Origin of the sequence: Arthrobacter sp. AL05 (genome assembly GCF_029960715.1) — a bacterium.
Lineage (GTDB): Bacteria > Actinomycetota > Actinomycetes > Actinomycetales > Micrococcaceae > Arthrobacter.
Genome location: NZ_JASBRC010000004.1, coordinates 190,147 through 210,983 on the forward strand (window position 1 = coordinate 190,147; position 20,837 = coordinate 210,983).

The 20,837-nt window shown below is 64.4% G+C and carries 18 protein-coding genes; 6 read left to right on the forward strand and 12 right to left on the reverse strand.

Annotated elements, in window-relative coordinates:
• Positions 1–79: 79 nt before the first annotated feature.
• From QK287_RS07225 to galU, 3 genes are all read right to left on the reverse strand, one after another.
• Positions 80–1,066 carry a hypothetical protein gene (locus tag QK287_RS07225; RefSeq protein WP_282359694.1) on the reverse strand — a complete coding sequence of 329 codons (987 nt, stop codon included), beginning with the start codon at positions 1,064–1,066 and terminating at the stop codon, positions 80–82.
• 117 nt (positions 1,067–1,183) lie between these two features.
• A complete protein-coding gene (locus QK287_RS07230; RefSeq protein ID WP_282359695.1) occupies positions 1,184–1,804 on the reverse strand; it encodes a GNAT family protein in 621 nt (206 codons plus the stop codon).
• Between the two features lie 5 nt (positions 1,805–1,809).
• A complete protein-coding gene (gene galU / locus QK287_RS07235; RefSeq protein WP_282359696.1) occupies positions 1,810–2,727 on the reverse strand; it encodes a UTP--glucose-1-phosphate uridylyltransferase GalU in 918 nt (305 codons plus the stop codon).
• Positions 2,728–2,823: 96 nt separating this feature from the next.
• On the opposite strand from galU, the gene QK287_RS07240 reads away from it, so the two are divergent.
• The 3 genes from QK287_RS07240 to cpaB all read left to right on the forward strand — a co-directional run bounded on the left by QK287_RS07240 (position 2,824) and on the right by cpaB (position 4,830).
• Positions 2,824–3,486, forward strand: coding sequence for a 5-formyltetrahydrofolate cyclo-ligase (locus QK287_RS07240; protein WP_282359697.1), 663 nt, complete (start codon positions 2,824–2,826; stop codon positions 3,484–3,486).
• 119 nt (positions 3,487–3,605) lie between these two features.
• Positions 3,606–3,869, forward strand: a complete 264-nt coding sequence (locus tag QK287_RS07245; protein ID WP_226773997.1) for an FmdB family zinc ribbon protein — start codon at positions 3,606–3,608, stop codon at positions 3,867–3,869.
• 112 nt (positions 3,870–3,981) lie between these two features.
• The gene (cpaB, locus tag QK287_RS07250; RefSeq protein WP_348774698.1) at positions 3,982–4,830 is read left to right on the forward strand and encodes a Flp pilus assembly protein CpaB; all 849 of its coding nucleotides are present in this window, start codon (positions 3,982–3,984) and stop codon (positions 4,828–4,830) included.
• A gap of 46 nt (positions 4,831–4,876) precedes the next feature.
• Here the strand turns inward: cpaB and QK287_RS07255 are convergent, their stop codons facing one another.
• From QK287_RS07255 to QK287_RS07285, 7 genes are all read right to left on the reverse strand, one after another.
• On the reverse strand, positions 4,877–8,968 hold the full coding sequence (locus QK287_RS07255) for an AAA family ATPase (RefSeq protein ID WP_282359698.1): 4,092 nt from the start codon (positions 8,966–8,968) through the stop codon (positions 4,877–4,879).
• A 281-nt stretch (positions 8,969–9,249) separates the two neighbouring features.
• Positions 9,250–10,839, reverse strand: a complete 1,590-nt coding sequence (gene guaA, locus QK287_RS07260) for a glutamine-hydrolyzing GMP synthase (RefSeq protein ID WP_226773999.1) — start codon at positions 10,837–10,839, stop codon at positions 9,250–9,252.
• Positions 10,840–10,935: 96 nt separating this feature from the next.
• Positions 10,936–11,448: a DUF3817 domain-containing protein gene (locus tag QK287_RS07265; protein ID WP_226774000.1), complete on the reverse strand. Its 513-nt coding sequence runs from the start codon at positions 11,446–11,448 to the stop codon at positions 10,936–10,938.
• Entirely contained in the window at positions 11,445–12,308 is an 864-nt protein-coding gene (locus QK287_RS07270; protein ID WP_226774001.1) for an SURF1 family protein, read from the reverse strand. Before QK287_RS07270 ends, QK287_RS07265 begins: the two co-directional genes overlap by 4 nt.
• Positions 12,309–12,433: 125 nt before the next feature.
• Positions 12,434–12,922, reverse strand: a complete 489-nt coding sequence (locus QK287_RS07275; RefSeq protein WP_226774002.1) for a PTS sugar transporter subunit IIA — start codon at positions 12,920–12,922, stop codon at positions 12,434–12,436.
• 69 nt (positions 12,923–12,991) lie between these two features.
• Positions 12,992–14,743, reverse strand: a complete 1,752-nt coding sequence (locus tag QK287_RS07280; protein WP_226774003.1) for a glycerol-3-phosphate dehydrogenase/oxidase — start codon at positions 14,741–14,743, stop codon at positions 12,992–12,994.
• Between the two features lie 74 nt (positions 14,744–14,817).
• The gene (locus QK287_RS07285) at positions 14,818–15,954 is read right to left on the reverse strand and encodes a GuaB3 family IMP dehydrogenase-related protein (protein ID WP_226774004.1); all 1,137 of its coding nucleotides are present in this window, start codon (positions 15,952–15,954) and stop codon (positions 14,818–14,820) included.
• 175 nt (positions 15,955–16,129) lie between these two features.
• Between QK287_RS07285 and QK287_RS07290 the strand changes: the two genes are divergently transcribed.
• Entirely contained in the window at positions 16,130–16,729 is a 600-nt protein-coding gene (locus QK287_RS07290) for an amino acid permease (RefSeq protein WP_282359699.1), read from the forward strand.
• A 135-nt stretch (positions 16,730–16,864) separates the two neighbouring features.
• Complete coding sequence (locus QK287_RS07295; protein ID WP_282359798.1) at positions 16,865–17,242, forward strand: amino acid permease; 378 nt, start codon at positions 16,865–16,867, stop codon at positions 17,240–17,242.
• 354 nt (positions 17,243–17,596) lie between these two features.
• Here QK287_RS07295 and QK287_RS07300 read toward each other — a convergent pair whose 3' ends face one another.
• On the reverse strand, positions 17,597–18,481 hold the full coding sequence (locus QK287_RS07300; RefSeq protein ID WP_282359700.1) for a MerR family transcriptional regulator: 885 nt from the start codon (positions 18,479–18,481) through the stop codon (positions 17,597–17,599).
• Between the two features lie 205 nt (positions 18,482–18,686).
• Between QK287_RS07300 and QK287_RS07305 the strand changes: the two genes are divergently transcribed.
• Positions 18,687–19,316 (forward strand): small multidrug efflux protein, encoded by a 630-nt coding sequence (locus QK287_RS07305; protein ID WP_282359701.1) that lies wholly within the window; start codon positions 18,687–18,689, stop codon positions 19,314–19,316.
• Positions 19,317–19,620: 304 nt separating this feature from the next.
• Here the strand turns inward: QK287_RS07305 and QK287_RS07310 are convergent, their stop codons facing one another.
• Entirely contained in the window at positions 19,621–20,817 is a 1,197-nt protein-coding gene (locus tag QK287_RS07310) for an SGNH/GDSL hydrolase family protein (RefSeq protein WP_282359702.1), read from the reverse strand.
• Positions 20,818–20,837 lie beyond the last annotated feature (20 nt).

The window sequence follows — 20,837 nt, forward strand, 5'->3', positions numbered from 1 at the left end:
TTCCGGCCGGACGCGCCGGGACAAAAGGAAAGCCCCGGGCGGCCCACTGCGAGCAGCCCGGGGCTTCGGAAACGAGTGGTCAGGCCCTGCGCCGCTGCAGGACGTCGTCGAGGTTGCTCAGGGCGCTCTGCGCCTTGCCGAGGGGCTTTTGTTCAGAGTCCGTATCTGTGGTGCCGGCGGGTGCCTGCACCACGCCCTGCTTCAGCGAGGGTTTGCCAACAGCTTTCGGGGCTTCGGGCAGGTCGAGCGGCTCAGGAGCGGCACGCGGGGCCTTCGGCGCCTCCACGTAGGTTGGCTTGGGGACTTCCACCGGCTCCCAGCTGGATTCTCCAACACCCGGGTTACCCGCGGCAGGTCGTACGGACGTGTCGCCCGAAGCCGCAGCTTCCGCGATGGCCGCCTCGCGGAGGTCCTGGGCAGTCAACGGCTTCGGTGCCGGGGGGTGTTCAACATCGTCTGCCTGGGCGTCAAAGAGCGGGTTCTCGGCCCGTTCACGGGGCTCCCCCGCCGATTGCCGCAATGGTGTGCGCGCCGGGGCCGGCGCTGCCTGGCGCGCCGGAGCGCTCATCGCCGCGCGGAAGGCAGCGTTCACCTTACGGCGACGGTCACGGACCGCGAGTCCGCGGAGGACAACTACTGCCGCTGCCGTGCCCAGCAGTGCAATAACGGGCGCCCAGAGTGAAACGAGGCCAAAGACCCCCAACAGCGCGGACACCACGCCGGTCAGCAGCGAGAGCGAACCGGCCAGCGCGAGGGCCAGCCGACCGAAATGTATCTTGAAAGCCGGGCCCGTAGCGGCAGGCCCACGGCCGCCGTCAAGCCGGGTAGTTCCCCGGACGGATTCGGTGCGCTGGCTGCTGGTCATGGGTTTCTCCTGCTGGGCCGTCATCTTCATGACTTTCCCGGCTTGCGGGGCTGCTGGTTCTAGATCAATGACGTCCGCCACGAGCTCGCCCACGGGTTGCAGGTGGTGTCGTCCGTTCCGGAGGATGTACGGAGCAACCCAAACAATCCAGAGCGCAACAGCAATGACAAGGATCACAGAGCTGCTAAGAGGGAAGTCCACATCAAAACCGTATGAGCAATGCGCTGCTCGGAGCGGCATTGTCCCCGGTGTGTCGCCGGGTAACTGGCAATTGACTGGATTTATGCCGTGCGGGCTTGTCGGTAAAGGCCCGGCCGCTCACTTGGGTCCGGGCTGCTGCCAGCGTGCCAGCAGCCCGCCTGGCACTTCTTCAGAGGTCAGCGCGAAGCTCCGGTGGTCCGCCCATTCGCCGTTGATGTGCAGGAACCGGGGACGGTAGCCCTCGTCGCGAAAGCCGAGCTTCTCCACCACGCGCAGGCTTGGTCCGTTTTCGGGGCGGATGTTGATCTCCATCCGATGCAGCCCGAGGCTCTGGAAACAATAGTCCGTCACCAGTGCCACGGCTGTCGGGGCGATGCCCTGGCCGGCCCGGTCCCGGTCCACCCAGTATCCAAGAGTGGCCATCATCGCCGAACCCCAAACGATAGACGAAACCGTCAGCTGTCCCACAATAACGGGTTCCCGGAAGCCGGCGGTCCGCGCCGTAATGAGGAAGGGCAGGCCAACACCCTGCGCGGCCTGCGCCTTGAGGGACCGCACCATCTGGCGGTAGTCCGGCAGACCACCGCCAGGCTCCGGGTTCGACGCCTCCCAAGGGGCCAGCCACTCACTGTTGCGGGAGCGGACAGTCGTCCATTCCTTGCGGTCCCGGTGCCGAATCGGGCGCAAGACAAGCTCGCCGCTTTCCAGCGTCACCGGCCAGTGGAAGCTGCCCCCCACCGAAGCTACTTGGTCAGGCTGGGAGCAAGGCTCGCAGCGAAGCCGGGCAGCCATTCCCGCAGGCCTGGGCCCAGGTCGTCACTGTCGCAGGCGAGCTGGACGCAGGCTTTGAGGTAGCTGAGCTTATCGCCGGTGTCATAGCGGCGGCCACGGAAGACAACGCCGTACACGCCGTAGCCGTCACCGTCACCGGAGGCAAGTTCCTGCAGCGCGTCGGTGAGCTGGATTTCGCCGCCGCGTCCCGGCTCGGTGCGTTCCAGTACCTCGAAGACAGCCGGGTGGAGGACGTAGCGCCCAATTATCGCGAGGTTGGACGGGGCATCCTCGACGTCAGGCTTCTCTACCAAGTGCTTGATCCGGACGTACTCTTCGCCCTCGATCGCCTGAACGTCGGCGCAGCCGTAGGCGCTGATCGCTGACGGCTCCACCTCGATCAGTGCGATCACCGACCCGCCGGTCTTGGCCTGAACCTCGATCATGGTACTTAGAAGTTCATCGCGGGCATCGATCAGGTCATCGCCGAGCAGGACAGCGAACGGTTCATACCCCACGTGCTGCTTTGCCCGCAGGACGGCGTGCCCCAGTCCCAGCGGGTCGCCCTGGCGCACGTAGTGGATATCACCAAGGTTGCTGGCCGCCTGGATGGACTCAAGCTTCGCGGTGTCTCCTTTGGCCTGAAGGGTGGCTTCCAGGGTAGGGACGCGGTCGAAGTGGTCCTCCAGCGCGCGCTTGTTGCGGCCGGTAATCATTAAGATGTCGGTCAGACCGACGTTGACTGCTTCCTCCACGACGTACTGGATGGCCGGCTTGTCGACGACCGGCAGCATTTCCTTGGGCATGGCCTTGGTCGCCGGAAGAAACCTCGTTCCGAGGCCGGCTGCGGGGATGACGGCCTTGCGGACGGGAGCGTTGGGTGTAGTCACTCGACTAATCTAACGGAGGGACCAAGCATTAGGTAATCATTTCCGACCGGCACCAACCGCGGTTTGCCGGCCGCACCAGCGGAGGGACAAGGCATCGTGGCATCGAAGGAAGAGACCCGGGCCAGCCACCGGGCCCGGCGAGCTGCACTGACGCCGGCGGCCCTGGCGACCGCCGGTGCCGGAATCGCCTCGTACGGCGTTGCCTGGGCAGCCCGCCTGGCGGGCGGCCGCTCCGGCACTTTTGCCGCCTACCTTGGTGTGGGGTCGGAACCGCCAAGTCTTCCCCTGCTGGCAGCACTCCACCAGGAAGGGCATCGGCTGCTCCTTCCGGTCTGCGAGCCCGGCCTGGAGCTGAGCTGGGTCTACTGGACGCCGGCCTCCCGATTCGCGCGGAGCCGGTACGCGCCGATCCAGGAACCCGCCGGCAAGCGACACGATGCTTCCGTGATTCGTTGCGCGGACGGCATTTTCCTGCCGGCCACCGCGGTCGACTACTCCGGCAACCGGATCGGGCAGGGCGGCGGCTACTACGACAAATTTCTGGCGAAGCTGGCCGCACTCCCGTATCCCGGGACGCCGACGTCCGACGGCGGGCTGTTGCCGCCGGTGCCGGCAGCCGCCGTTGTGTACAACGGCGAGGTGCTCCCTGCCGGAAGCATCCCGGCGGAGTCCTTCGACCGGAAGGTGGGTGCCGCACTGACCCCGTCCGGCGTGGTGCAGCTGCAGCACCGGGCTGCCGGGGACCGGTCGCGGGGGTGATAGAATTAGCACTCAGGCCCTGCGACTGCTAAGGGACGGATTCCGCCGATAGAACTACCGGCCGGGATCCCGAACCGGCGGTACGGGACCTGCTCGTTTGCCCCTGAGGAGGATTTCCAGTGCCCACGTATGCATACGCCTGCAAGGACTGCAGCCACGCCTTTGAGATCGTGCAGTCCTTCACCGACAGCACCCTCACCTCCTGCCCTGAGTGCCAGGGGACCCTGCGCAAGAAGTTCAACAGCGTTGGTGTGGTCTTTAAAGGTTCCGGTTTTTACCGGACGGACTCGCGCGACGCAAAGGGCAGCACCGTTTCACAGACGCCGACGCCGGCGCCCGCACCGGCTGCATCCACTGCGCCGGCAGGCGCGTCCGCAAGCTAGCGCCGTTACGAAGGCCGTGCTGCTGCCACTCCTCGCTGGCCGTCACACCGCTTTGTCCACATAGACCGAACTGTAACTGCCAGGCGTGCGCGCCGGTGGGTAGCTTCGGGTTATGGCCCCCATTGGAACCGCCGTCCCGACCACATGGAAGCTACCGGAAGATTTCTTTGAGATCTTCCGTATCGACCCGTGGCGACACTCCTCTATTATCCGGCGCTGGCGATCCCCGGGACGCCGCCTTGATCTGTCCACGCCGGCAGCACCCTCAAAGTCAGCAGTCCCGCCGCGGGGCCGAAGACCCGCCGGCAGGCCGTCCCGCCGGCGGCTGGTCCGATGGCTCAACCGCAACCGCCGGCTCGCCGTGGCGCTGCTGCTCTGCATCGCCGCCGGCCTCACGGTTCAACAACTGACACCTGAGCCGGCCGACACTGTCCCCGCCTTCGCTGCTGCCCGGGATCTCCCCGCCGGCCAGTCCCTTGGAGTGGAGGACCTGACGGTCCTCCACGTGCCCAGGGGCCTGGTTCCCGCGGGCAGCTTCGTGAGCGCTGGTTCCCTCCAAGGCCAGCAGCTTGCCGTCGCCCTCCGCAAGGGCCAGTTACTCGCAGATTCGCAGCTAGTGGGACCTGGCCTGCTGGCTGGAGAGCCGCCGGGATCGGCCGCAGTTCCCCTGCGGATGGCGGATCCGGCCTCGATCCAGTTGCTCTCCCCCGGGCAACTCGTCGACGTAGTCATCACCACCGGCAACAGCTTCGACCAGCCCGCCGCATCCCAGCTGCTGGCAGCTGCCGTTCCCGTGCTGTGGACTTCCGGGCACGGCAGCCGTGCCGGCCCATGGCTGGGGACAGGTGAAAACGAGGGCCTCCTCGTTGTGGCCGCCGACGCCGATCAGGCGCGTCGGCTCGCAGGGGCCTCGACGCAGGGAAAACTCTTCTTCGTCCTCGTCACGGCCGTCCCCGGCTAGTCGCTTCACCGTCCGAAAGCCCCGGCGGAGCAGGCCCGAAAAGGACTTAGGCCCAGTGCGGGGGCTTCTGCTCTTGCAGCCACGAGTCATGGTCGTAGCCGCCGGGCTCGTCGCCCCAGCGCTGCGGGTCATCCTCCGCCGCCTTGTTCGGCAGCACACCGGACGGGGATGCCGCCGACGCCGACTGCGCGGACGCATTGTCCGGTCCGCTGTCCTGGGCGCTGGTGTCGTCCTGGGCCTCGCCACCGTTACCGGTATCGCCATCCGCAGTCATGCCGCTGGCCTCCTTGCTGCCTTGGTCTGTTCTGTAGTCTGGCGCACTGTCCTGTATGCCGGACGTCCGTCCCCGCGAGGCTTGCGCTTCGTTGACGGCAAGGTTTTCGACGTCGTCGTCGAAGAACCCCGGCGATGTGGGTTTACGGTGCGTCACGGCCGGCTTTTCCAGGCCCAGATATCCGCCGATGCGGTCGGCGCAGGCCGAAGGATCCGTGAACACCTCGATGGTCCAGAGCGGCATGTAGCGCCAGCCGAGTCGTTCCAGCAGCTGCGGGCGGAGCCTGCTGCGTTCCCGGACGGTGAGCTTTCGGTACTGTTCGGTGCCGTCTGACTCAATGGCCACGGGCCGCGGAATCTCCGCATCGTCCTGTCCGAGGGTACTCAACGGGTCGGCCGCGGCCACCATATTCAGCGCGCCGTCGTACTGGTGCCAGACCCGTGCGCCCCGGGCCCGCAGCCGGTCCCCGAGGTCGGCCACGAGGGGGTCGGCCCCGAGAGCCTGTTCGCTGGCTGCAGCCCGCGACGCGGGACTTCCGAGATCGGAGTTACCCGCGATTTCCCGGTCCAGCAGTTCATAGAAGTCCACCGCGCCGTGGCTCAGCCGGGTCACGTCGAGGTCCTCCGGACGGAAGCAGCTGAGCACGTGCAGGGACCGGCGTGCCCGCGTCATGGCGAGGGCAAACCTTGCTCGTCCACCATCGACGGAGAGCGGGCCCAGGCTATGCAGCGCACGCCCGTGCGGGGTGCGTCCGTAACCCGGCGAGAAGATCACGTGATCGCGGACCAGTCCCTGGGCACGTTCCAGATCCACGACCCGGAAGGACTCTTCGCCGGCGGTGAAAAAGCTGGCAAGCATCGGGTAGTTGGGCAGCTGAAGCCGGATCGACTCGCCGATCCGCGCCGCATGCCGGAGGCTGCCGGTGACGACGGCCAGCGACGTCCGCGGCCGGAGGCGGGCGTGCTCGAAGACAAGCTCCACGGCCCGGTTTACCTCGGCCACCACAGATTCGACGCCGTCCTGGTCCGCGCTGGGCAGGCCCGTCCCGTCCGGCAGGTATTCCACAGTGAGGGCACGGTCCAGCCCGGTGGCTGACTGGCCCTCCGGCAACCTGCGGAGTCCGCCGTCGTAGAAGCCCTTGCTCAGTTGCCGGACAAGGTCCTCATCCACGGCGCGGTAGACCGTCCGCAGGTTCCAGACGGGCAGTACACCGGCGAGTGCCTTGAAGGCGCTTTCGACGCCTTGATGGGAGCTCTCGCCGGCCGCAAGCCGCTCGACACCGACGGTGAATGTCCGCGGCGTGGCAATCCGGTCGTCACCAAAAGCAATAACCTGCGCGGCGCGGGCTACGGCCGGCAGGACGGCCTGCAGCGACGTTGCCTCGGCGTCAAGGATCACAACGGCATCAAACTTTTGCTCCACCGGCAAAACCGCCGACAGGAGGTAAGGGCTGACGGACCACACCGGAACCAGCATCGGCAGCAAGTCCGGGGCCTGGCCCGTCAGTGCCGAGAGGGTGACCCGGCCATCCTTGAGCAGGCTGCGCAGCAGTTCCGCTTGCCGCGGGTGTTCTGCGATGGCCGCCCGCCAGCGGTCTGCCAGCTGCCAGCGCAGCCTGGCGGCGCCGCTGGCGATGTGCGCGTTGTCCGCGAGGCGGTACTCCGCTTCGAGCTGGCGAAGGGCGTCGCCGTCGGACATAGCCAGGTAATCATCCCCGCTGATCATGGCTTCGAGTGCGGACTGCCACCAGGCGAGCTCAAGCTCGGCGGCCACAGACCCTGCGGGCACCTCACGCTCGGCGAGGTCAGCGAGCAGTTCGCCCAGGCCATGCTCGCGCATGTCTTCGACCAGGAGGGTCCGCTCCGGCAAAGTTTCGAGCGTCCCGGTGTCGGCAACCAGCGCGTCCAGCCGCTCCATAAGATCTTCGTAGGGGCTGCCATGCAGTTCACCGCCCGCCGCGGTGTGCCTGACGGCGTGGCCGAGCTCGACCAGCTCCGCTTCGAGCTCGCGGTACAGGGCGATGATCTCGCCCAGGCCGGAAGGCACTGCAGGGTGCCGCTGCGTCGTGGCGTAGTCGGCCCATGCGGCCCGCTGCTCCTGGACGAGGACGAGGGAGCTGTGCAGGTCGGCAATGTGGACACCCGGCCGGACATATTCCTTGGCCACCCGGCGCAAACGGGAGCGCTGCATGGACGGCATCTCAATGTTCCGTTCGCGCCGCCAGGAGGAAGCTGCGGTGGCGGAGATGAGGTCGTGGACCGGACGGTCGAAGATGTCCGGCGTGAATTTATCCAGGCTTTCGCGAACAGCAACTAACAGCTCAACCTGGTCCCCCCACTCCGAAAACGAACGGCCCAGGCGGATTTCGGCGTGTTCTGCGACACCGTTCATCAGCTCGCGCAGTTCCGGCAGCTTCCTGGCCACGGAGCTGGCCACCTGCTGGGCTTCCTCGGTTTCCTTCCGGGTCAGCAGCCGGGCACCATGCCACGGACTTGTGGTCGAGGCCCTGCTGAAGCTTCCCAGCTCGGCCGCACGGTGGAGCCGGCCAGCGAGTTCCTCGCGGTCCCGGATATTGTCCAGCACACTGCGCTTGAGCCGGACGGTGGTGGCCGGCGCCGGCTGGATGGAGGTCAGCTCGGCCAATGACTGCATCGCCTCGTACGGAGAGCATCCCCAGCGCTGGCGGACGTTGTGCAACGAGGCAACATGGTCCCGAAGGGCATGGCGGTGTTCAATCAAAGTGCTGTGAAGGTTGCTGAGCTGGGGCTCGAGGGATTTCTCATTGCGCACGATGGCCCTGACGAGCTGGCCCTTCAGCTGCAGGGCAGTGGCGTTCCCGGCAAGCTGGAACAGGGCTGAATCCAGTCCCAGGGTCTCCAACTGGGTGGAGATCTCACCCAGGCTGGCTCGCCGGTCCCCCACCACCAGAACCGTCTTACCCTGATCGAGGAGGGTCCCGATGGTATTGATTGCTGTCTGGGTCTGGCCGGTGCCGGGCGGACTGCTGACCACCAGCGAGTCCCCGGCGCGGACGGCGTCGACGACGTACTGCTGGTCGGTGTCGGCGTCGAGCAGCAACAGTTCATCCGCGGGATCCCGCTCATCGGTGCTTGGGAACCGTCCGGGCTTAAGCTCGGATACCTGCAACGGCTGGCCGGCGGCGGCCCGTCCCAACGCCGCCACTAGGGGATGGCTCTCGTTGATCCATGGATCCTCAAGGTTTCCGGACAAGTCCGCGAAGGTGGACACCAGAAGGTTGTGCTCGACCTCGGCGCCGTAGATGGGCTGGATGAGGGTGCTCAGGCGGTCAAGGACCGGCTGGGGATCGAAGCGGGCGGTGCTGTACGCCATCCGGGTTACCGCGTTGACGTCGAAAGCAATGCCGTGGATGGTCTTCAGATGCCGGATCAGGGCGGGGTTGATCTTGGCCTGTTCGGTCAATTGCAGTTCGTAATCGTCCTCGCCCGGACGGACCGTGAGGGAGATGGAACTGAGCATAACCGGGGCTGAGACGCGCTGCGGTTTGCCGCCGACTGCGGAGGTCCACACGACGGTACCCGCCGAAAAGTATCCCGCATCGATGCCGCGGTCATTGGCCAGTTCGAAGATTTTGGAGCGCAGGTTGCGGGACGCCCTCGCGGCGACAACGTACTGCTGGTGATCACGGATCAAGGTGGACAGCCGGGTGCGTCGGCCGGCCATCAACTGTGCCATGCCGGAGGGATGGGCATTGGTCAGGTCTATGGAGCCCTCAGGCGTCTTGGTGAAGCGCAGCATGGTGTCTGCTCCGGTGACCGGCTTGAGCCCCGACAGCCATTTCCTGAGCTCCTCGGAGCCCTCGGGGTGGCCTTGACCAACTGACACTGCTGCCTTCTTTTCTGTGCTTGCGTTTACTCTGCTCACGTTTTTCGTGCCCGCGCGGGACGTCCTGGACCATACCGGCATAATTTCGAGGGTAGCCCGAATCCGGCCCCGGCGAGGCGACGCAACACTGGCGGGACACAAATTCAAACCGAATTCCCAGCATCGCCGCTCGTGCCGCGGGCCGCCGCCGCCCGCTGCCGGGCGGTCCAGGGATGCGGCGACCGAACGGAAAATGGCCGGCCTCCCGACGAGCCCGGCCATTTCATCCGCCCACTACGGGACTATTCCCATTCGATGGTTCCCGGCGGCTTGCTGGTCACATCGAGCACAACGCGGTTCACGCCTTCCACCTCGTTGGTGATGCGGTTGGAGATCCTGGCCAGCAGATCGTAAGGCAGTCGCGACCAGTCCGCCGTCATGGCGTCCTCGGAGGAAACGGGACGCAGGACAATCGGGTGACCGTAGGTGCGGCCGTCTCCCATAACACCGACGCTGCGGACGTCCGCCAGCAGCACTACCGGCATCTGCCAGACCTCGTTGTCAAGGCCGGCGGCGGTCAGTTCGGCGCGCGCGATGGCGTCTGCCTTGCGCAGCAGGTCCAGCCGCTCCTTCGTCACTTCGCCGACGATCCGGATGCCAAGGCCCGGTCCCGGGAACGGCTGGCGCCCTACAATTTCCTGCGGCAGGCCAAGCTGCGCGCCGACGGCGCGGACCTCGTCCTTGAACAAGGCGCGCAGCGGCTCGACGAGTTCGAACTGCAGGTCTTCCGGCAGCCCGCCCACGTTGTGGTGGCTCTTGATGTTCGCGGCACCTTCACCGCCGCCGGACTCGACGACGTCCGGGTACAAGGTGCCCTGGACGAGAAACTTGATCTTCTCGCCGTGCGCTGCCGCCTCTGCGATGATCGCAAGCTCGGCCTCCTCGAAGGCACGGATGAATTCGCGGCCGATGATCTTGCGCTTGGTCTCCGGGTCGCTCACTCCGGCCAGGGCCGACTGGAAGCGCTCCTGCTCGTTGGCCACATAGAGTTTGACGCCAGTTGCCGCCACGAAGTCACGTTCAACCTGCTCCGCTTCGCCTTCGCGCAGCAGTCCATGGTCGACAAACACACATGTCAGCTGGTCGCCGACGGCGCGCTGGACCAGGGCAGCCGCCACCGCGGAATCAACGCCACCGGACAAACCGCAGATGACCCGGGCATCGCCGATCTGTGCACGAACCCGCTCAACCTGCTCCTCAAGGATGTTGCCGGCCGTCCAGTTCGGTTCCAGTCCGGCACCCTTGAAGAGGAAGTTCTCCAGGACCTGTTGGCCGTAGGCCGAGTGCTTGACCTCGGGGTGCCACTGCACGCCGTAGAGGCGCTTTTCCTCGTTCGCGAAAGCCGCGACGTCGGCGCCGGCCGTCGTCGCGAGGACCTCAAAGCCCGCCGGCGCCTCGTGCACGGAGTCGCCGTGGCTCATCCAGGTGCTCTGGTGCTGCGGCATGCCTTCGAGGATGGAGCGGCCTTCGCCGATGGTGGTGGTCTCGGTGGCGCCATACTCGCGGAGTCCGGTCTGGGCGACTTCGCCGCCGAGGGCGTTGGCCATGGCCTGAAAGCCGTAGCAGATCCCGAAAACCGGTACTCCGGCTTCGAAGAGGTCCGAACCAACGGTGGGGGCACCTTCGGCGTAAACGCTTGAGGGTCCGCCGGAGAGGATAATTGCGGCGGGGTTTTTGGCCAGGAGCTGCTCGGTGCTGTAGGTATGCGGAACCACTTCCGAATACACATTCGCTTCCCGGACGCGGCGGGCGATCAGCTGCGCGTACTGGGCACCGTAGTCAACAACCAGGACGGGCTTGTGGGACGTCTGGGATGCAGTGGGAATAGTCACCCTTCTAGGGTACTTTGCGGCGCCGCCCGCCCGCACATTGAGAAGCCGCCAGGACCGCGGATGGGCCGCCGGGTAAGCGAACTCACACCGCGCCGCTCAATAGCGCTGGGGGGCCTGCGGGTTCGCCGCAAGTTCAACCTCCACCTCGGCGTGGAACTTCTTCTCCACGAAGAAGGACAGGAAGGGCACCACCCCGCCGAGTGCCAGGATGATCATTTTCCCGAACGGCCAGCGCATCAGCGACCACAGTCGGAAGTTGGACATAAGGTACACAACGTACATCCAGCCGTGCACGATCAGCACCGCGACGGACAGATTTACGCCGCCGATCACCCCCGGCGGCTCCGCGTCGGCGAATCCGAAACCGAACTGCTGGCCGGTGACGGCGTTGGTCCCGCCGCCGAAGAGATATTGGCCGAACACATACCGGGCAATAAGTTCCGCGCACAGCAGGAGCAGCATGCTGCCGGTCATATACGCGAGGACCTTGTAAAACTTCAGCGCCGAGCGGATCTGGGCCTCGGTGCCGCCAAATCGGCGCTTCTTGCCGCGCCCGGTTCCCGGCACGTTGGACTGCTGCGGCTGGACGGCCGGCTGGGGCTCAATCATGATTGCACTTTCGGTTCGGTGGGGTCCGGTTCGGTGGGGTCCGGTTCGGGATGGTGCAGCGCCGCGGCGTCATACTCCGCATCGAGGGCGTCTTCAAGCCCCCGGCGGTAGTCGTCCTTGACCAGGCGCCACCAAATGAACAGCGCGAAGCCAGCGAACACCACCCACTCCGCGGCGTAGAAGAGGTTCAACCAGTTGACCTTCTCGGCAGGCGGTTGCGGCCCGATGTTCAGCGGCTTCATTTTCCCTCCGGAGGCTGCCGCGCCGACGTCGTTGCCGCCGGAACGCTCCGAACCCGCGGTGACAAAGCCGGGGTAGCTGCTCACTTCCCAGGTGTTGATGAGTTCCGCTACGGAGACGGCGCTGGCCCGGCCGGGACCGGCGTCGGTCCCGGGGACCGGAGCCTCGGATGGCAGCAGCCGTCCGGTCAGGGCAACACTGCCCGACGGCGGGGCGGACGCGTCCGCCGGGTCGGCGACCCAGCCGCGGGCGACCGGGATCCAGGTCTGGGGTGTGGCGGCGGAACCGGTCAGGACGGGGGCATCCTGGACGGCCAGGGCCGAAACGATCCAGTAGCCCTTGGCGCCGTCGTACAGCCGTCCCGGGACGAGCACCTGCTTCTGCGGATCGTACCTGCCGGTGGCGGTGACAATCTGGTCCGCGACCGAACCGGGGAAGAAATCGCCGGGCCGCAGCACCGTGGTGAGGGCTTGGGGTTCCTCGGTCGTGGCGGAGACCGTCACCTCAGCCCTGGTGGAGCGGCCGAACTGCCACTGGCTGAGCAGCACAAACACCCCTGATACGACGATCGCGAACACCAGTCCGGCGATCCAGCGGGGTTTGAGGGCAGTTTTCAGCACCCCTTAACCGTACTTCGTCGGCGTGTAGAACAGCGAAACGGGCAGCAGGGCGACCCGGCGCAGGAGCGGGGCAGCACGGTCCGTGCGTGGCGAGGGAGTCGGCGCGAAAGTCCCCGTCCCGATCTTCAGTGGTCGAAAAAGACCAGGCTGGAATTGATGAGTTCTGCGATGACTTCGGGGTCGTAGGCGCGCCGCAGCGATTCGCGGAACGATTCCTTCGACAGTGACCTGGCAAGGGTGGCCAGCACTTCCAGATGCTCCGAGAAGGAACTGGCCGGTGTCGCGATCAGCAAGACCACTGTTGCCGGCCCGTCGGCGGCGCCGAAATCGAGTGCCTTGCCGTACTTGGTGATGCCGACGGCAATGGTGGTCCGGGAGACGAACTCGCTGCGGGCATGGGGCAGGCCGACGCCGCCTGGCAGTCCGGTGGCCAGTTGGTGTTCACGGGCGTTGACGTGACGGAGGAATCCCGGGAGATCGGAAATGCGTCCGGCGGCATGCATCCGTTCCGCCAGCTGGGTTGTTGCGTCGAGCTTGTCCACGGCGTCCATCTCGAGGATCACCATTTCCGGGGTGGTGAGCTCGGCGTCGTACCGGTCCAATGGTTCCGCCAAGTGGTATCCCTTCGAAGTGGCGCGGTTCCGCCTGCAGCCCCGGTTGGGACCACAGGCGGATGCTGCCGGTCAACGCAACGGGACGATGTCCTCGATGCCCAGGCGTGCTGCGTCGGCGGATTCGTCGTCCGGCTGCTCCTGGCTAAGCCGTTCGGCGTCGACCCGGGCCAGGTAGTGCTTGATTTCGCCCTCGCGCTGCGCATCGCTCCAGCCGAGGACATCTCCCATCAGTTTAGCGACTACCGGCGCTGCTGACACACCGCGGTCCCAGGCTTCGATCGAAATCCGGGTGCGGCGGGTCAGGACGTCCTGCACATGCCGGGCCCCTTCGTGGGTGGCGGCGTAGACGGCTTCGGCGGCGAGGTAGTCGTCGGCGCCCGGCAACGGCTCGCCAAGGTCGGGGTTCTCGGTGATAAGAGCGAGCACTTCCGGGACCATGGACCCGTAGCGGTTGAGCAGGTGCTCGATCCGCGCCACGTGGACACCGGTTTCCTCGGCCATCCGGTTGCGTTTGTTCCAGGCCGCCTTGAATCCGCTGGCACCCAGCAACGGAATGGATTCCGTGCAACTGGGCGCAACGCGTTCGTCCATGCTGCGGGTTGCCTCGTCGACGGCGTCCTTGGCCATTACCCGGTAGGTGGTCCATTTACCGCCGGCCACCACAACGAGCCCCGGTACCGGATGGGCCACCACATGCTCGCGCGAAAGCTTGGCCGTGGAATCGTTTTCGCCGGCCAGGAGCGGCCTGAGTCCGGCATAGACGCCCTCAACGTCTTCACGGGTCAACGGCCGCTTCAGCACCTTGTTCACATGTTCGAGGATGTAGTCGATGTCTTTGCTGGAGGCAGCAGGGTGGGCCTTGTCCAGGTGCCAGTCGGTATCCGTGGTCCCGATGATCCAGTGCCGGCCCCAGGGGATGACAAACAGGACCGATTTTTCGGTGCGCAGGATCAGTCCCACGGTGGACTGGAAGCGGTCCCGCGGCACCACGAGATGGATGCCCTTGGAGGCGCGCACTTTAAGCTGGCCGCGGTCGGTCACCATCGCCTGGGTCTCGTCCGTCCAGACGCCCGTGGCGTTGATGACTTGCTTGGCCTTGATATTAAACGTGGAGCCGTCCTCATGGTTGACCACCTTCGCCCCGACCACCCGTTCGCCTTCCCGGACAAACGCGACGACGGACATCTGGTTCACGGCGTGGGCCCCGTAGTAGGCGGCGGTTCGGACCAGGTTGGCGCAGTACTTGGCATCGTCGACCTGTCCGTCGTAGTACCTGATGGATCCGACGAAGGCGTCATCCTTGAGGCTCGGCGCCGCCCGCAACGTTCCCCGGCGGCTCAGGTGCTTGTGGAACGGGACGCCCCGCTGCTGGCCGGTCGAGATGGACATGGCATCGTAGAGCGCAATGCCGGCCCCCACATATGGACGTTCGATGAAGGGTTTTGTCAACGGGTACAGGAAAGGTACCGGCCGGGCCAGGTGCGGGGCGAGCACCGAGAGGATGAGCCCGCGCTCGTGCAGGGCCTCTTTAACCAGGGCGAAGTCGAGCATCTCCAGGTAGCGAAGGCCGCCGTGGATCAATTTGGAGGACCGCGAAGAGGTACCCGCTGCCCAGTCGTTTGCCTCGACGATGCCAACGCTGAGGCCCCGTGTGACGGCGTCCAGGGCGGCACCGGTGCCGACGATGCCGCCGCCGACGATCAGGATGTCCAGTTCCTTGCCGGGATCCGTGGTGCCCTTGAGTACAGCGAGCGACGCTTCGCGTTCCGCGGGCCCCAGGGCACCGCCGGTCTTTGAAGAACCGCCGGGAAAACTGTTCATGTCACGCCTCCATCCGGATCAAATCTCGTAGTGCACCACACTACTTCCAACTTCACCGGATGGGCAGGGGGCTATCAGTTGCCGGCGTAAGGCGACACCACGACGTCGACGCGCTGGAATTCCTTCAGGTCCGAATAGCCGGTGGTCGCCATCGAACGGCGCAGTGCACCGATCAGGTTGGATGTTCCGTTGGTGTGGTGGCCGGGGCCGAAAAGGACCTCTTCGAGGGGTCCGACGGTGCCAACGTTGACCCTGTCACCCCGGGGAAGTTCAAGGTGGTGCGCTTCCTGGCCCCAGTGCCAGCCCTTGCCCGGGGCTTCCTCGGCGCGGGCGAGGGCGCTGCCGAGCATCACGGCGTCCGCGCCCATGGCGATAGCTTTTACGATGTCGCCGGAGGAACCCATCCCGCCGTCGGCGATCACGTGGACGTAGCGTCCGCCGGACTCATCCATGTAGTCCCGGCGGGCGGCGGCGACGTCGGAGATGGCGGAGGCCATCGGCGAGTGGATGCCGAGGGCCCGGCGGGTGGTGCTCGTGGCTCCGCCGCCGAAACCGACCAGCACCCCCGCGGCGCCGGTGCGCATCAGGTGCAGGGCCGGGGTGTAGCCAGCCGCGCCCCCGACGATTACGGGAACGTCGAGTTCGTAGATGAACTGCTTGAGGTTCAGCGGCTCGTGGTCCTTCGAAACGTGCTCGGCCGAGACCGTGGTGCCGCGGATCACAAAGATGTCGACGCCGGCCGCCACGACGGTTTTGTAGTGCTCCTGGGTCCGCTGCGGGGTGAGGGAGCCGGCAACCGTAACGCCCGCGGCGCGGATCTCCGCTAGCCGCGAGGTGATCAGCTCGGGCTGGATCGGGGCCTGGTAAAGCTCCTGCATACGCCGGGTCACGGCGGGGCTGTTCGTCTCGTCCTGGAGGGCACCGATCTGGTCCAGGACGGCTTGCGGGTCCTCGTACCGGGTCCACAGGCCTTCGAGGTCGAGGACGCCGAGCCCGCCGAGGCGGCCCAGCGCGATGACGGTTTCCGGGGACATCGCGGAATCCATCGGCGCGGCAATAACGGGCATGTCGAACTTGTAAGCGTCGATCTGCCAGGAGACGGATACGTCCTTGGGATCGCGGGTGCGTCGGTTGGGGACGATCGCAATGTCATCCAGGGAGTAGGCACGACGCCCACGCTTGCCACGGCCAATCTCAATCTCGTAAGTCACGTCCCCACTTTACTTGACCCTGCCCGTGACGGGCATTTGGCCGCGCCTGCCGGACCGGGATGGGCTCACAAGGGCACTAACCCCCTGCCGGATTCGAATTACGCGGGGCACAATGTCCAGAGGCCGGCTAGCAAGATCGCACCAACCGTGGCTGCATAAAGGAATGTGGGCTCAGATGTCCAGCAGATCCTCGCCGCCCAAGGCTGCGTTTCGTCCCGGAACCGCCGCGCGGCGTAACAAGGGCCTTGGAAAGTTAAGACTGCGCGATGCCGTGGCGATGGCAGTCGGAGGCATGATCGGCGGAGGTATCTTCAGCGTTCTCGGCGTCACCGTGGCGCTTGCCGGCCACCTGGCCGTGGGTAGTTTTCTTATCGGCGGTGGCATCGCCATTGTCACGGCGCATTCGTTCGCGGCCCTTTCGGCCCGGGCCGGACGGTCCGGCGGCCTGTTCGTATACCTGCAGGATGCCGGCTATCCGCGCGTTGGCTCATACATCTCCTGGCTGCTGATGTTCGGGTACTTGGTCGCCCTGGCAGTCTACGGATTCACCTTTGGCCACTATGCGGCAAACGTCCTGGGCCTGCCGGGGATTTTCGCCGACGGCTTCGCGGCACTGATCTTGCTGGTATTCCTGGGAATCAACCTCCGTGGTGTGGGCGCCTCGGCGCTGTCCGAAGACATTGTCGTGTTGATCAAAGTCGCGGTGCTGGCGTTGATCTCGACGGTGGGGTTCCTGCACTTCGCACCGGAGCGGCTGGCGCCGCTGGACAACTAGGGGCTAGGTGGCGTGATCGTGGCCGCGGCTTCGATCTTTGTCGCCCATGAGGGCTTCGAGCTACTCTCCTACGACTACGAGGATTTGGACCGCCCACGGTGGACACTGCCGCGGGCGCTCTGACTCTCGACCGCCATCGTCACGCTGGTGTACGTGACGGTGACGGTTGGCGCCCAGATGCTGGTCAGCGACGCAATCATCATTTCGCAGAAGAAGGTGGCATTTGCCGCGGCCGGCCAAGCCGCCCTTGGCACGGCCGGATACTGGATCGCCAGTCTCGGGGCATTGCTGGCGGCGAGCTCCGCAATCAATGCAACCCTATTTTCTACCGCACGGCAGATGCATGAAATCGCCGTCGCCCGTGAACTGCCGGCAATCTTCGCAAAGGTCCGTGGCGGACTGCCCGTTACGGCCCTCGTATTCCTGGCAGTCTTTGGTGCAGCATTTGCCATGCTGCCGGACATCACCGAACACCGGACCGCTTGGATTCCAGTCATCGTCGCAAAAATCTGAGCGTGAGGGTGTGCGATGGCCGGGCGACCGAGGGGTAGAGAGAGAGAATGTGCAGTACAAAGCCAAGGAGCGGGAGGAGTTCTTTCGGCGCCTGGATCGAGGCGGCACGATCCGTGCCGTTGCGGCCGAACTCGGGCTGAGCGTGGACGCTTGCTATTGGTGGCGTCGGGAGGCAAGCGTCTCTACTACCCGCGCTAAGAGTCGGATGTACAGCGAGATCGGGGCTTCGTGCTTCCGTGCCACGGCGACCACGTCACGACGGAACTCAGCGGGGAAAGGCTTGGGCATGTGAACATCCTTGCTGCAAGGAGTAAATCCTCACAAGTCAGGAGTCAAGCAAACCCGGGGCAGTCCCTAAATGTCGGAGCGTTCGAGCAAATGGCGGTCCACAAAAGGTGCTAACTCGTCGGCCACAGTGCCGGGGCCCGAGCTGAGTCCGAGGTCATGCGTCACGGGAATCGTCGTCACTGCGGTTGCTTGGTACATCGGCTCTTTCGCTGTTGCGGCTGTTTTGTCCTGGTTCTGTGTGGCGATGACGCTCGCGTGGGCAAGCACCTCTAGTTGCGCCTCGTTGTAAAGCTCGGTCATGGTTTCGACAAAGGTTTCCTGGGTGACTTGTGGGCTTTTGGAGAGGTGCGCTTTTTGGTCCACCAGCCAGGGGTAGTCCGCGAGGTGTTGTGCGATAAGAGGTGCGAACGTCGCCGCAAGTCGTTGTTTGGTGGCCTCATCTGCGTCGGACTGCAACGTATTGAACTCCTCGTTCGCGTCGTCTTCTCGAGGCTCGGACTCCACCATCTGTTTGAGGTCAGCCATTGCCGCCTCGTCGTAGAGCTGAGAGTAGATGAGCATGAGTGAACGTTCCGGAGCCGACAAGAGTCCGGAGATCTCTTCGAAACCTGCGGGCAGGTCTGTGGTTGTGGAGCCCTGCAGGATCGCTCGAATTTCGGCACGTGCACGTTGCAAGCGCGTGATGCTCGCGGATAGTTCCGCTTCGATTCCCAGCAGCCCTGGGTGGGTTGGTTCCCCGCCAAAACCTATGGACTCGATTTGCGCGAGTGGTACGCCAAGGTCGCGGAGCCGGCGGATCTGCAGCAAACGAACAAGATGTCGGGCCCCGTATTGCTTGTAGCCATTGGTCATCCGCGCTGGTTCCTCGAGAAGCCCTGACCGGTGATAGTGACGGATAGTGTTCACAGTCGTTCCGGCGAGTTCGGCTACCTCGCGTGTACTCCAAGGCATGTCCGTTTCCTTTCCCGTTGCTTCACCGCCGCGGGCCGACTGTGATCAGGAACCCATTCAAGACTATGTTCCGAGAACAGGGTCAAAGCAAGAAGTCAGGAATCGGTTAGCGGAGAGGTAGTGCTTGACTCTGTCGTAAGAACACAGTCTTGACTGTTGGGCAAAGGCGTCGTCTACGGGCGCCGAGACCGAACAGGGAAAAGACATGAATAATCCATATGAGTGGCTGCAAATCTTCATCGATCAAGTACCGAGTATCCTTCAACCGTTAATCGTGGCCCTGGCTGGCGCGGTCCCTTATATTGAGGGAGAAGGAGCAGCAGCTTTCGGCATCATTGCGGGTATTAACCCGATCATTGCCGCTATAGCTGGTGCAACAGGCAACATTTTGTGCGTCATCGCTATCGTTCTATTGGGTTCTAATGTCCGCGAACGCGTTGTTGTGCATCGTGCATCGCGCACGGTATCAGCCCAAGAAACGGGGACTTTTACTCCGACTCCCCATGGAGCCCCCGATGAAAACAAATCATCGTCCACGGCGCCCAACACCTCTTCCGTTGACGTGATCGACTATCCCGCCGGTGATGGCGATAGTAAGCCAGCTCGGGGAGCGAAGGGCCAGGTGAAGCTACGTCGCTGGCTGGTGAAGTTCGGGGTCCCCGGCGCAAGCCTACTTGCCCCGTTGGCACTGCCAACGATGCTTACCGCAGCATTTTTCGTCGGTATGGGCATCCCAAAGAAGCGCGTTATTTTCTGGCAGGTCATCGCAATTTTCCTCTGGACGAGCGCTGTGGCAATAGCGGCAACCAGCGTCCTGGCAGGGCTTGGATGGTGAGAATCCACCGGTGCGTCACTGTACCTCGGGTCTTCGGAAACGCGCCTCAGATCCGCTGTCAGCAGCACTAGCGTTGTGTGGACTCTCGACAGACGGGGGCGAACAGGAAGTGATCCTCATCGGTGGCAGCCGCCTGCAGATTCGAGAGTCCATCAACCATCCGCCCCCAAGTAAGCCCGTTTCACGGGATGACAGTGGACTTCATCGTCGAGTCGGTGGCCGGTGACGGCACGTGTCTGGGGTTCTTTTGACCAGTTGTCGTTGGTGCCATGGAATGCTGTGGGGGTGTGGGGTTGGATGGTTGTTAATGTCGTGGTTTTTGGCGCGTCGGGGTGCCAAAGGGCTGGTTGTTCTCAAACGCCATTTGTGTGAAGCGTTCGCTGATCAATCGATGTGCTGCGGGGCTCGGGTGCAGGGCATCGGGTAGGGGGAATTCCTGGGCGTCAGTGCTCCCGAAGAGTTCGAGTCCGTCGAGGTAAAAAAGGTGGGGGTCCTGTTTTTGTCGTTGCTCGACGATAGTACTTAGTGACTCGCGGATGGTGGTGAGGGTTAGCTTGCCTGCGGCTCGTTCTGCTGGGGCGCCGGCGGCCCGAAATGTGATGGTTCCCTCTGCCAGAGCATCCATGTCGAAGGCTCCCGGGCCTGGGGTGTCTTCATGGATGGCGCAATAGATCGGTGAAATGACCAGAAGGGGAGTGTCGGGGTGACCCTCGCGAATGGTGTCGAGGAAACCGTGAACTGCGGGCCCGAATGCTCGCAGCCGCATCAGGTCGTTATTGACAAGGTTGATCCCTATCTTGACGCTGATGAGGTCTGCGTCTGTCTCACGCATCGTTCTGGCCATGAAGGGGTCCAGAAGGGCGCTACCGCCAAAACCGAGGTTGATCAGCTCGACATCACTGAGGCGTGCCGCTCTTACTGGCCAAATTTCACTCGGGCGCGTGGCGTTCGAGCCTTGGCTTATGGAACTACCGTGATGAAGCCATACCGGCCGATGCCGTACGCTCCCTGGTTCGAGAGGGGCATCAGTGCGTAACTGAAGGATCTCAAGATTCTCGTTGTGGGGAAGCCAAATTTCTATAACTTTCGCGTGCCCGGGGAGCTCGGCGAACCGGACGGTGAGCATCGGATCCGTTATCTGCGCAGTTGCCCCAGTGGCCATGTCGATGGTGGAAGTAGTGCCCCCCGATGTGGTGATATGCGCGGTGAGGTTGCCATCAATCATGAGCTCGATGATCCCGTCTGGACGCTGCGGGAAGCCGGCATAGGTCGTCCGTGTCCGGTGGACATCGAGTTCGATTGCTGTGGCACAGGATCGAAAGACCAGGCGTACTCCAGAGGGCTGGGATTCGACCATTCTTAGCTGAGGATCAGTACTTTGTGCACGCGCCCATGAGGGCAGCCGGTGGAACAAGGTGCCCCGTTCGGTGTGCTCAAGTTCTAGCGCGCCGCGGACAATATCCGCAGTGATAGGGGTGATGATCCAGGATTGAGACGACAACCGGTGTCCTTCCGTGGGCA

Bases quoted from the DNA above. Each gene is read 5' to 3' on its own strand.
- cpaB (WP_348774698.1), top strand. From the start codon at position 3,982: ATGGCCCCCATTGGAACCGCCGTCCCGACCACATGGAAGCTACCGGAA.
- QK287_RS07265 (WP_226774000.1), bottom strand. From the start codon at position 11,448: ATGATTGAGCCCCAGCCGGCCGTCCAGCCGCAGCAGTCCAACGTGCCG.
- QK287_RS07280 (WP_226774003.1), bottom strand. From the start codon at position 14,743: ATGAACAGTTTTCCCGGCGGTTCTTCAAAGACCGGCGGTGCCCTGGGG.
- QK287_RS07290 (WP_282359699.1), top strand. From the start codon at position 16,130: ATGTCCAGCAGATCCTCGCCGCCCAAGGCTGCGTTTCGTCCCGGAACC.
- QK287_RS07300 (WP_282359700.1), bottom strand. From the start codon at position 18,481: ATGCCTTGGAGTACACGCGAGGTAGCCGAACTCGCCGGAACGACTGTG.
- QK287_RS07305 (WP_282359701.1), top strand. From the start codon at position 18,687: ATGAATAATCCATATGAGTGGCTGCAAATCTTCATCGATCAAGTACCG.